This window comes from Erysipelatoclostridium sp. MSK.7.34, from assembly GCF_019041935.1.
GTDB lineage: Bacteria > Bacillota_I > Bacilli_A > Erysipelotrichales > Coprobacillaceae > Thomasclavelia > Thomasclavelia ramosa.
This window is the reverse complement of record NZ_JAHPYJ010000008.1, coordinates 108,545-120,968: the sequence shown is the minus strand read 5'-3', so window position 1 is coordinate 120,968 and position 12,424 is coordinate 108,545. Positions and strand designations below refer to the sequence as shown.

The following is a 12,424-nucleotide window of genomic DNA, read 5'->3' as shown; positions in this document are numbered from 1 at the left end:
GAGCTGCATCTCCTTCATAAACATATCCACATACAGAACATACAAATTTAGCCATATCATTTTCCTCCTTATTTAACAGTAATATTATAATCCTATTCATTTACCATTTAAAGTAATTTGATTAAATATTTTTTTCTAAATAAGTATACTGCATTCCCTCTTTTATCACACTACTATCACACCCAAGTGCTTCTAGCAATGTGTACCCAAAAGCTAGAGCTGCTGCTGGTCCTTTTCCAGTAATAATATTCTCATCTCTTTGGACAAGTGCTTCTTGATAATTAGAACCAATTAACTGTTCTTCAAAACCTGGATAACAAGTTACGGTTTTTCCTTTAATAACATCTGCTTCCTGTAAAACAATCGGTCCCGCACAGATTGCTCCAATTATTTTACCATCATGATTAAATTGTTTAACAAGATCAATAACCCGTGAATCATCTCTTAAATTACTTGCCCCAGGCATTCCTCCAGGAATAACAACTGCATCATAGTTATCTAACCCATCATAGATTTGGTCCATTTTAATTTTAATTTGATGAGAGCTAGTGACTTCTAATTTATCCATTCCTACCATTGTGCATTCTACATTTGCTCGACGCATAATATCTACAACACTTAAAGCTTCAACTTCTTCAAATCCATCATGAAATAATACTGCGACTTTTTTCATTCAACTCACTCCATTTCTTTTTTTATTATTTTAGCACCAATCAGACAAAAGGTACAATTTAAATGATTGAATTATTATTCATTAAGTAATATAATGGCTTTATCATTTAGTGATGATCGCTCATCATTAATCATTTATAAATCATGATTGACACTGTATCTAGGAAGAACGGTAGTGGAGGCAAAATGAAATATAGAAAAGTTAATTATTATATATTCTAGTATTTAATCCAAGCTCATTCCCAATGAATAAAAGATGGTGATGAAGCATGATTGATACTAGAATTGTTTTTAAATTATTAATCAAATTTGAGATAGTTCAAAGATAGAAAGGAAGTAATATGAAAACAATTATTGTAGGTATTAGTGGCAGTGTTGCTGCTTATAAGACTTGTGATTTAGTTCGAGCTTTAAAAAAATTAAATTATGATATTGAAGTAATTATGACTGAAAATGCAACAAAATTTATCAGTCCCCTAACTCTTGGTGCTTTAATCAACAAACCTGTTCTGGTCGATGACTTTGACGATCAAGGTTATCAAATTAAACATATCAGCTATGCAAAGAAGGCAGACTGTTTTATCATTGTCCCTGCAACAGCTAATATTATTGGTAAAATTGCTAATGGTGTTTGCGATGATATTGTTACTTCAACCTTTTTAGCTGCTACTTGTCCTAAGCTGATTGCACCAGCAATGAATGTTAATATGTATGACAATTTAGCAACGCAACGTAATATTGAAAGATGCAAAACTTATGGCATTAAATTTGTTGAGCCTGGCTACGGGTTACTTGCTTGCGGAGATGTTGGCCGTGGAAAATTAGCTGATACTGATGATATTATTAACATGGTTGAATATTGTTTAAGTCCTAAGCCATTAAAACATAAACGTGTTTTAGTAACTGCCGGTCCAACTCAAGAAGCGATTGATCCAGTTCGTTACATCACTAATCATTCAAGCGGAAAAATGGGTTATGCATTGGCAAAACGCGCCTATCAATTAGGTGCTAAAGTAACTCTGATTAGTGGTCCGACAGATTTAAGGGTTCCGTATGGAGTTGAAGTAATCAATATTAAATCTGCCCGTGCTATGTTTGAAGCCGTCAAAGAAAGTTATGAAAAACAAGATTATATCATTAAAGCCGCTGCTGTAGGTGATTATCGGGTCAAAGAAATTGCTACTAATAAAATAAAAAAGCATGAAGATTCATTAATTTTGGAGATGGTTAAAAATGATGATATTCTTACTTATTTAGGCGCTCATAAAACAACTCAAACAATTTGCGGTTTTGCAATGGAAACACAAAATCTAATTGAAAATGCTAAGGATAAATTCAAACGTAAAAATTGTGATTTATTAGTTGCTAATAATTTAAATGAAAATGGTGCTGGTTTCAAAAAAGATACTAATAAAGTCACTTTTATTAGTAAAAATGACGTACAATCAATTGAACTTATGTCTAAAGATGAATTAAGTGATTTAATCTTAAAAAAATTAATAAAAATCAAGGAGAGTCATTCATGTTAATTGTAATTGATATTGGAAATACAAATATTACGATGGGATTAGTTGATAAAGATGAAATTATTGACAATTATCGTCTAACAACAAAATTAGAACGGACTTCTGATGAATATGGATTTATGCTGCTAAGTTTCTTGCAGGCATCTAGCATATTAGTTGATGAAATTGAAGACATTATTATTGCCTCAGTTGTACCTAAAATTATGTATTCATTTACTAATTCGATTAAAAAATATTTTAATAAAGAGCCGATTATTGTTGGTCCTGGCATTAAAACAGGAATCCGAATTAAAATCGATAATCCTAAAGAATTAGGAGCCGATCGCCTGGTTGATGCTGCTGGAGCATATTACATTCACGGTGGCCCTTGCCTTGTAATCGATTTTGGAACTGCGACTACTTTTGATGTAATAAGTAAAGATGGTGATTTTTTAGGCGGTGCAACAGCTCCCGGGATTGGCATTAGTATTAATGCGCTATCTAGTCAGGCAGCAAAATTACCAGAAATTGAAATCAAAAAACCTAAAAGTGTAATCGCCAAAAATACTGTATCTAGTATGCAAGCTGGAATAATCTATGGATATATTGGATTAACTGAAAATATTATTCGTGAAATTAAAGCCGAGTATAATGAGAAACTTAAAGTTATTTCTACTGGTGGACTAGGTCGGATTATTTTTAATGAAACCGATTTAATTGATATATACGACCCTGATTTAACCTTTAAAGGTTTGAAAATCATTTATGATAAATATCGAAAAAATAACAAATAGGAAGTAATAATACTTCCTATTTGTTGTCTAAATTTCAACTCACGCATTAATTAAATTTTTTTTCAATTTCATTAATAGTGTATACAACTAGATTACTATTATCCTCTTGATACATTAAAATAATATCTGATAACGGTACTCCTAAAACATTTAGTTCCCGCTCAAGCCAATCAACATCATGATTAATTGATTTTAAATTTTCATGAAAAATCGTTCCTTCTTTAACTAATAAAGTCGGCGGATTAACTTTATTAATTTTAATATTTAAATCATTGACCACAGTAGGACGATATTTTTCTTTTGGAAAAAAACTTAAGCTTCCATTTGTTTCTAATACAACCATCTGTAATTCATTTAAATCAAAGTAGCCCCCTATTCGACATTGCATTAAAAATTCATCAACATCAAGTTTAGCCTTTTCCAATTCTTCATTATATATTTGATCATTTTCAAATAAAACCACCGGATGCCCGTCAATAATATTTCTCATCGTTAAAGAAGTACTTGCTAGTTTGGAAAGGATAATTATTACAATTGTATATACGATCATAGCAATAAGCGGCTTTAACATATTATCAAACCCACCCATGACTAGCTCACTGGCAATACTCCCAATTGTAATTCCATTTATATAATCATACATATTTAATTGGCTAACTTGTCGATATCCCATCATTTTTGTTATTCCAAATAGAACTGCTAATGATATAACAGGGACAACTATATATTCTAATATCTGCATATTCTCACCAATTAAAGTATGTCCTTAATATGCAAAAATAAACGAAAAAGATTAATCTTTTTCGTTTACATAAATACTTTCTATTTCACCAATATAAATATAATGATAATCATGATCTGGATAATTTTTCACATCTAGAGAAACATCAATGAACCCTGTTGGTTCAATTTTACCCCGATATAATTTTTTACAAACCATTCCCATTGTGCCTTGTTTGAATAAAGGCTGTTCATTAATCATCTCAACATTAAAACCAACTTCTCTTATTTTATCACTGTCACGTCCAGATTTTGAACCTAGAACCCCTAATTCTTTTTTATAGCCATCAAAAAAAGTTAACGTGAAATAATCTGCACTATCTACAAATTCCTTAGTATATCGCTGTGGTCTAATATACACAGTCACAACATTTTTATTCCAGATCACTCCAACGCTACCCCAAGAGGCAGTCATTGTATTTATTTTTCCATCTTTGACAGCACTAATTAAAAGCCAATCTTTTCCGATTGTTTTAAACGGATTTAAACTTAATTCATTGACATCTATTTTTTTATAACTCATTTTAATCCTCACTTTTTAGTTTATTAAATAATTTAAAAGCTTTCTCAACTAAACTCATGTTTGATACACGATAAGTCCAATTGGTATCATTAACTTCTCCCGGAATATTAAACCGTTGTTCATTATCTACTTCCAGCAAATCCCAAACTGGAACAATTACATCACTGGCATTGGAATGTAAGCAGAATTTAATAATTGCTAAATTTAGCGGCAGTTTTTCATCAACTATTTTCTTTATTTTATTCAATGCTTCTTCATTAAGGCTATCGCTCCATCCTTTGATTGTTTCGTTATCATGAGTTCCGGGATAAAAATATGAATGTTCAAGATCATTAAAACCATCATCTAACATAAATTGAAAAACTTTCATTCCTTTGAGATGATAATGATTTTTTAATTCAATAACTTCAGGACGCAGATAACCTAGATCTTCTGCTACTAAATCAATACTTCCTAGAGAGGCATATAATTGATCAAATAGTTCGTAGCCGGGAGCATATTTCCAACTTCCTTCAATCGCTGTTGGTGCATCAACAGGAATATCCCAATACGAATCAAATGCTCGAAAGTGGTCAATACGAGTAATATCGAAGATCTTACTAGCCCAGCCAATTCGATCAGTCCAAAATTTAAATTTATTAAATTTTAGATATTTCCAATCATAAAGAGGATTTCCCCAATATTGCCCAGTTGGACTAAAATAATCGGGTGGAACACCAGCAACACTTGTTGGATAACCCGCTTCGTCCAATAAAAATGACTGATTATCCAACCATACTTCGACTGAACCGTGATCAACATAAAATGGCATATCACCAATAATTTTGATTCCTTTATCATTAGCATATTTTTTAAATGAAAACCATTGATGATAAAAAATAAATTGAACAAATTGATAGTAAGCAATCTGCTCTGTATATTTTGTTAAATTTACCTGATGATATTTAGGATAATCTTTAAATTCAGTCGGCCATGATGCCCAATCATAACTTTTATTAATTGAAGCAAACGTACAGTAGAGAGCATAATCAAAAACCCAAGGGCATTTAGTTAAAAAACGATCGTACTGATCATTGCCCTTAAAATTGTTATATGCCAATAATAAATATTTATGCTTAAATTTTCTGATTTTGTCGTAATCAACATTTGATGTTTCAGAATAATATTCAGGTACTTCATCTAACAGCCCATTTTCGACTAAACTGTTTAAATTAATATAGATTTCATCTCCGGCATATGTACTTACCGCACGATATGGTGAATTAGCTTGAGTAGAAGGATGAAATGGCAAAATTTGAAGATATTGACCTTTATTTGCAGCAAGCTGGTCAATGACCTTATAAGCTTCTTTTCCTAAATCACCAATCCCATGTTTTGAAGGAAAACTTGATAAAGGAAATAAAATTCCACTCTTCATCTTAATAACCTAAATCTTGATCAACAATAACGATCTTAATTCGATTAATGTTACCTTGATACCCCAATTTGACATAGCTGCTGCATATTCTATCTGCTGATAAACAATTCATACATGTCCCTGTTTTAGTACATGGTGTTTTTTTATTTAAACGAACAGCATTTGCGGGAGCACTAATTGATTTAATGTGATTGATTGCTTCTTCTTCACTATCAAAAATCTTATTTTTCCCAGCGATTACAATAACTTCTTTTGGACCATAGATCATAGCTGCAACACGATTTCCATTTCCATCAACATTGTATAAACATCCATTTGTAGTTAGAGCATTTGTGCTCGTTATAAATAAATCGCTAGTAAAAGCTTTTCTGAATATTTCCTGCATTTGTTCTCGCTCTAATCCCTCTTGATAGCGATCATGCAATAAAACATCAGATTGATGAATTAAATCAATTACTCCTGTTTCAAATAAAGTCATCGAACCACCTAAGGCAACTGTTTTGTGATTACATAAATATTTTTTTAAATAATTATGTAATTGTTCAAAGTTATCAACAAAAGTAATTTGCATATTATTTTGTTCAAACGCTTTGATCATCCCATCTTGTTTAATTTTAATAATAGTTCCTAAATTTTTATCCATAATGTAAGTCCTTTCATTGGTTATCTATTTATAATTATATTATTTGTCAATCAAGAAATCAATAAAGCTAAATGATAAACAATAAAAGCAACTACGTAAGCAATTCCTGTTTGATAACCTGCTGTCAAGATTGCCTGTAGCCAAGAACCAAGTTCTCGTTTTGTTGCCGCAAAAGCAGCCACACAAGGCATATATAATACCGTAAAGGTTAAAAAAGCAAATGCACTTGCTGGTGTAAGTAAAGTATTCAAAGCATGATATAAAGCATCCGGGCTACTTGAATTAGTAAGGACAGATAAGGTTGAGACAACCGATTCTTTTGCTGTTATTCCAGTAATCAAAGATGTCGATAAGCGCCAATCAGAAAATCCTAAAGGTGCAAAAATAAATGATAGTTTATTTCCGATGTAAGCTAAAATACTTTTTGAACTATCAGTGACCATTTCAAAACGAAAATTAAAGCTTTGTAAAAACCAAATTAATAAAGATGCAATAAAAATAATTGTAAAAGCTTTTTTTAAAAAATCCTTTGCTTTCTCCCACATATGCATAATCACATTTTTAGCTGTTGGGATTCGGTAACTTGGTAATTCCATTACAAAAGGAATTGGATCACCAGGGAAAATTGTCGCTTTTAATAATAATGCAGAAAAAATTGCAACTAAAATTCCAATACAATATATAGTAATCATCACCAGTGGTGCTTTCGTACTAAAAAAAGCTGCAATTATCATCCCATATATTGGCAATTTAGCACTGCATGACATAAATGGTGTCACAATAATTGTCATTTTACGATCACGTTGAGACGATAATGTTCGTGAAGCCATAATTGCAGGTACAGAACACCCAAATCCAATTAACATCGGAACAAAAGATTTACCAGATAAACCTATTTTTCTTAACAGCTTATCCATTACAAAAGCTACCCGTGCCATATATCCGCTATCCTCTAACATCGATAGAAAAAAGAATAATACAACAATTAACGGCAAGAATGATAAAACACTTCCAACTCCAGCAATTACTCCATCTCGCAGTAGCGAAATTAGCCAAGGTGCAACTTGATGATTAGTTAAAAATGTAATAATCGTACTCCCGATAAAATTAACTGCTATTTCCATTAATGACTGTAACGGTGCACCAATAACATTAAAGGTCAGAAAGAAAATCATTAGCATAACGACAATGAAGATTGGTATTCCAAAATATTTATGAGTTAAAATAGAATCTATTTTTTCAGAACGTACTTGACCCGCAGTTTCTTGCTCTTTAAAAACAGTTTGTCGTGTGATATTTTCAATTACTTGATAGCGCATATCCACTAAGGCCGCATCTTTATCCAAGCCTTCCTTTTCTTCCATATCCTCAATAATATGTTTAATAATATGAAGTTGCTGAACATCAAGATGTAATTGCCTGATAATATCTTTATCACCCTCAATAATTTTTGTAACGGCAAAACGTTTTGGTAGTTTTGCCTTAACTGCATTATCTTCAATCAAATGGGTTATTGAATGTATCGCTTTGTGAATCTCACCTGAACAAAGATCTAAATGTGAACAGTTATTTTCTTTTAGAGTTGTTTCAATAGCCTCGATCAATTCTTCAATTCCCTCATTTTTACTTGCTGATAACGGAATAACCCGTATTCCTAACGCCTGTTGTAATCCTTCTACATCAATGCTATTACCACTACTAATAACCTCATCCATCATATTCAGCGCCAAAATCATTGGAATATTTAATTCTAAAAGCTGCATTGTTAAATACAAATTCCGTTCAATACTAGTCGCATCGATAATATTTATTATCATTGATGGTTTTTCTTTAATCAAAAAATCAGTTGAGACGATTTCTTCCATTGTATATGGTGTTAATGAATATATTCCTGGCAAATCAACTAATTTAATCGATGGATGTTTTTTAATAGTTCCAGATTTTTGTTCAACTGTTACACCTGGAAAATTACCAACATGCTGATTCGAACCAGTTAAAGCATTAAAAAGAGTTGTTTTACCACAATTCTGATTTCCAATTAAAGCTATTGTTTTAGTTGGCATCACTAATCACCTCTACTTCAATCATCGCTGCATCATCTTTACGAATCGTTAAAACATAACTTCGTAAATAAAGTTCAATAGGATCACCCATCGGTGCAATCTTGCGAACTTTTACAACTGTTTTTGGAGTCAATCCCATTTCCAACAAACGACGACGCAATAAGCCCTCTCCGTGAACAATCGTAACTTTCCCACTCATTCCTGGAATTAATTTATCTAGTGTCATGTTACTCCTCCTACAACCTATATTCTTCCAGATCATCAGGCACAAAGATATTTCCATTAAAATATTGCTTTGCTTCATCAGTGTACAATTTTTTACGATGACTAAGATTTTTTTCCTCAGTATGATATAAAATCAAATTCTTGATATTTAATGTTTGTGCTAGTTCGCTAGCTTCTCTTACTGTTGAATGATGCTTTTCGTATGGCTTAAAAAAATCACGTTCTTGATATAAACAAAAAGCTTCACTTAATAACCATTTTGAATCAACAGCATATTGATAACATAATTCATTGAATGGCTCATCACCTAAACATGTCAATTTTCCATCATCTAATTCAATCGAAAAACCAAATTGTTTTGCTTTTGTTGAGTAAATATCAAAGAAAGTCACAAGATGTTCACAAATTGTGATTTTTTGTCCATCTTGTACTTCATTAATAAATATGCGCTCATCAATTAAATTATAGAGTTTCTCTTGTACTGTTAGTTTGATAATTGTTTTTATTGTAGAAACCAATTCATCATGACAGTATATGTTGAAGTTACCGTCATATTCACCACTTTTGATTTTGGTTGCAACCATTCTAAAAATCCATACTACTCCCAATACATGATCAGTGTGGCTATGCGTAACAATCATATTTGTTATTTGGGATAATTCAATCTTTGCCAGTTCAAGCTGCTTTAAAATACCATTTCCACCGCCGGCATCAACCAATAAATATTCATTTTTATTTTTCAAAGCAAAGCAAGTATTATAACAATTTTTTACACCTGCATTTCCTGTTCCTAATATAATTACCTTCTCCATAAATATCCTCCGCGCTAAATTATACACCATATCAAATAAAGTTTATAGACTCTAACTTTAAATTAAAGAAAATTAGGACCGGCTAACCAGTCCTAATCAATTATCGTAATATTCTCATTGAATTTAAGATTGCAATCAATGTTACTCCAACATCAGCAAACACACCCATCCACATATTGGCGTATCCAAACATTGTTAATAATAAGACTCCAATTTTAATAATCAATGTAAAAGTCACATTTTGTTTTAGAATTTTATTTGTTTTTTGTGAAATACTGATTGCTTCACCAATCGTAACAATATCATCATTCATCAATACAATATCAGCTGCTTCAATAGCGGCATCACTTCCAACACCACCCATAGCAATTCCTAAATCAGCTCGAGCTAGAACTGGTGCATCATTAATACCATCACCGACAAATGATAATTTTGCTCCCTGATTGATTAGAGTTTCTACTTGAATTACTTTATCTTGTGGCAACAACTCACTATAAACTGTGTCAATTCCAATTTTTTTAGCAATATCTTCGGCTACTTCGCTACGATCCCCTGTCAACATTACAGTATTTTTAATACCATATTTTTTCAGATGTTTGATTCCTTCAATAGTAGTTTCTTTTATTTTATCTGCGACAACAATATTACCTAAATATTTACCTTGACAAACAATATGCACTACTGTCCCTACTGTAGATGGATTATTGACTGTAATTCCTAAACCTTCAATATAAGATTTATTACCTAAATTATATACTTTACCATCAATTTTAACTTCAATACCTTTACCTGCTATCTCTTTAAAGTCACTAATTCGCTTTTGATCAATTTCTTGACCATATTTTCTTAAAATACTTTTAGCAATTGGATGATTTGACATACTTTCACCATATGCTCCAAGCATCAATAAGTCATCGGCACCATTAATTTCTACAACTTCAAAGCTACCTTCTGTAAGTGTTCCAGTTTTATCAAACACAACAGTATCAATATCCTTTAATAATTCAAGATAATTACCGCCTTTGATTAATGCCCCAACTTTACTTGCTTTCCCTAATCCTGCATATAGTCCCAATGGAATTGAAATAACCAATGCACATGGACATGAGACAACTAAGAAAGTTAAAGCCCGATATAACCAATCTGTAAATACTGCATCTTTAAAAATCAGCATTGGAACAATTGCAAGTGCAACAGCCAAAAATACAACAGTTGGCGTATAGATTCTTGCAAAGCGTGTAATAAATTGTTCAATTGGAGCTTTTTTACTAGCTGCATTTTCAACTAAATCTAAAATTCTTGAAACAGTTGAATCTTCATAAACCTGAGATACTTTAAGATTAATAATTCCTGTTAAATTAACTACGCCTGCTAATACTTCGTCACCTTTGCTAACATTACGCGGCAGTGTTTCACCAGTTAAACTAGATGTATCTAGAGTACTAGCACCTTCAAGTACAACTCCATCAAGAGGTACCTTTTCACCAACTTTAACAATAATCTCGTCACCAATCTTAATTTCTTCTGGAGCAACTTTTTTTATTTCCTCACCCACTAATAAATTAGCATAATCACTTTTTAAATCCATTAATGAACTAATTGAAGTTCTTGTTTTATTAACTGCATATGCTTGAAAAATTTCTCCAACAGAATAGAATAACATAACTGCAATAGCTTCTTTATAGTCACTGATACAAAATGCCCCAATCGTTGCAATACACATTAAGAAATTTTCATCAAAAACCTCACCACGCCTGATATTCTTTAATGCTTTTAATATAACTTTATACCCTACTAATAAATATGCAATTCCATAAACAATTGCTGCATAATCAAACTCGCCCGCTATAATACCAGCAATATAAACTAAGGTTCCACCAATTAACCCAAGATGTTCCTTAGGAACAAATAATTTTGGTTTTTCAACTACTTTAATTTCATCTTTTAATGTCAAAGTCACATCGTCTTCAACTTGATCAACTACTTTTTGTAGTTTTTTCAATAATTCATTTTGAGCAATCGATGTCTTAGGTTTTACTTTCAGTGTTTCAGTAGAAAAAATAATCATTGCTTCATCGATTTCATTCATTTTATTAATTGCTTGTTCAACTTTCATAGCGCAATTTGCACAATCCAATCCACTGATTTTAATATTAATCGCACCTTTTAAATCACCATGTTGAACTGATTCAATATTATGCTCATGGTCATGTCCACAGCTGCATTCCTTGTGATCATGGTGATGTTCATGCTCGTGTCCGCAGCCACATTTCTCGTGATCATGATGATGTTTGTGATCATGTTCACCGTTACATTCTTCGTGATTATTAGAAACATTATAATCTTGACCATTTTTTGATAAATTGATTACTTCTACATCCGGTTCAACGCTTTTAACAGCTTCAACAATTTTTGATTCATCAAACAAATCAGTATCTGTTTCAACAAACATTTTTGTCGTTGCGAACACAACACTGCACTCTCTAACATTTTCAAGTTTACTAACTCGCTCTTGAACCTTTTGAGCACAATTAGCACAATCTAAACCTTTCAAACTATACTTAAGTTTCATAAATACCCTCTCCTTACTCAATTACATGTTTATACCCAGCGTCAAATATCTGCTTAACGTGTTCATCATCAAGTGAATAATACATCAATTTCCCATCTCTCCTAAATTTAACTAGGTTTGCTTGCTTTAAAATTCTTAATTGGTGTGAAATAGCAGACTGTGTCATATCTAAACACGCCGCTAAATCATATACACACATTTCTGATTCAAACAAAGCACAAATAATTCTGATTCTAGTTGAATCACCAAAAACTTTAAACAACTCAGCAACATCATAAAGAATTTCCTCTTCCGGCAATGCTGCAGCAACTTTATTAACAATAGCTTCGTTTACTACTTTATCCATTTCTTATCTCCTTTCGTATGAATATTTATTCATATGACAATATGATTATATATCCATATATTTACATTGTCA

Annotated in this window: 12 protein-coding genes; 2 read left to right on the top strand and 10 right to left on the bottom strand. The window is 31.9% G+C overall.

The window, feature by feature from the left end:
- Positions 1 to 121: 121 nt before the first annotated feature.
- Positions 122 to 673 carry a DJ-1 family glyoxalase III gene (locus KTF99_RS07670; RefSeq protein WP_008791715.1) on the bottom strand — a complete coding sequence of 184 codons (552 nt, stop codon included), beginning with the start codon at positions 671 to 673 and terminating at the stop codon, positions 122 to 124.
- Positions 674 to 1,013: 340 nt separating this feature from the next.
- On the opposite strand from KTF99_RS07670, the gene coaBC reads away from it, so the two are divergent.
- Together coaBC and KTF99_RS07660 are read left to right on the top strand one after the other, a co-directional pair.
- Positions 1,014 to 2,201 (top strand): bifunctional phosphopantothenoylcysteine decarboxylase/phosphopantothenate--cysteine ligase CoaBC, encoded by a 1,188-nt coding sequence (coaBC, locus tag KTF99_RS07665; protein ID WP_003537733.1) that lies wholly within the window; start codon positions 1,014 to 1,016, stop codon positions 2,199 to 2,201.
- Positions 2,195 to 2,971, top strand: coding sequence for a type III pantothenate kinase (locus tag KTF99_RS07660; RefSeq protein WP_003537732.1), 777 nt, complete (start codon positions 2,195 to 2,197; stop codon positions 2,969 to 2,971). Before coaBC ends, KTF99_RS07660 begins: the two co-directional genes overlap by 7 nt.
- A gap of 46 nt (positions 2,972 to 3,017) precedes the next feature.
- Here the strand turns inward: KTF99_RS07660 and KTF99_RS07655 are convergent, their stop codons facing one another.
- The 9 genes from KTF99_RS07655 to KTF99_RS07615 form a co-directional block, all read right to left on the bottom strand.
- On the bottom strand, positions 3,018 to 3,713 hold the full coding sequence (locus KTF99_RS07655; protein WP_003537731.1) for a DUF421 domain-containing protein: 696 nt from the start codon (positions 3,711 to 3,713) through the stop codon (positions 3,018 to 3,020).
- Positions 3,714 to 3,764: 51 nt separating this feature from the next.
- Positions 3,765 to 4,274, bottom strand: a complete 510-nt coding sequence (locus KTF99_RS07650) for a flavin reductase (RefSeq protein WP_003537729.1) — start codon at positions 4,272 to 4,274, stop codon at positions 3,765 to 3,767.
- A gap of 1 nt (position 4,275) precedes the next feature.
- Positions 4,276 to 5,691, bottom strand: coding sequence for a 4-alpha-glucanotransferase (gene malQ / locus KTF99_RS07645; protein WP_003537728.1), 1,416 nt, complete (start codon positions 5,689 to 5,691; stop codon positions 4,276 to 4,278).
- Position 5,692: 1 nt separating this feature from the next.
- Complete coding sequence (locus KTF99_RS07640; RefSeq protein ID WP_008791714.1) at positions 5,693 to 6,334, bottom strand: lactate utilization protein; 642 nt, start codon at positions 6,332 to 6,334, stop codon at positions 5,693 to 5,695.
- 50 nt (positions 6,335 to 6,384) lie between these two features.
- A complete protein-coding gene (gene feoB / locus KTF99_RS07635) occupies positions 6,385 to 8,397 on the bottom strand; it encodes a ferrous iron transport protein B (RefSeq protein ID WP_217215512.1) in 2,013 nt (670 codons plus the stop codon).
- Positions 8,387 to 8,623, bottom strand: a complete 237-nt coding sequence (locus KTF99_RS07630; RefSeq protein WP_003537724.1) for a FeoA family protein — start codon at positions 8,621 to 8,623, stop codon at positions 8,387 to 8,389. The genes feoB and KTF99_RS07630 overlap by 11 nt, the downstream gene beginning before the upstream one ends.
- Before the next feature lie 10 nt (positions 8,624 to 8,633).
- Positions 8,634 to 9,434: an MBL fold metallo-hydrolase gene (locus KTF99_RS07625; RefSeq protein WP_029480058.1), complete on the bottom strand. Its 801-nt coding sequence runs from the start codon at positions 9,432 to 9,434 to the stop codon at positions 8,634 to 8,636.
- 100 nt (positions 9,435 to 9,534) lie between these two features.
- Entirely contained in the window at positions 9,535 to 12,006 is a 2,472-nt protein-coding gene (locus KTF99_RS07620; protein WP_029480060.1) for a heavy metal translocating P-type ATPase, read from the bottom strand.
- Positions 12,007 to 12,019: 13 nt separating this feature from the next.
- Positions 12,020 to 12,352 (bottom strand): ArsR/SmtB family transcription factor, encoded by a 333-nt coding sequence (locus tag KTF99_RS07615; protein ID WP_003537719.1) that lies wholly within the window; start codon positions 12,350 to 12,352, stop codon positions 12,020 to 12,022.
- Positions 12,353 to 12,424 lie beyond the last annotated feature (72 nt).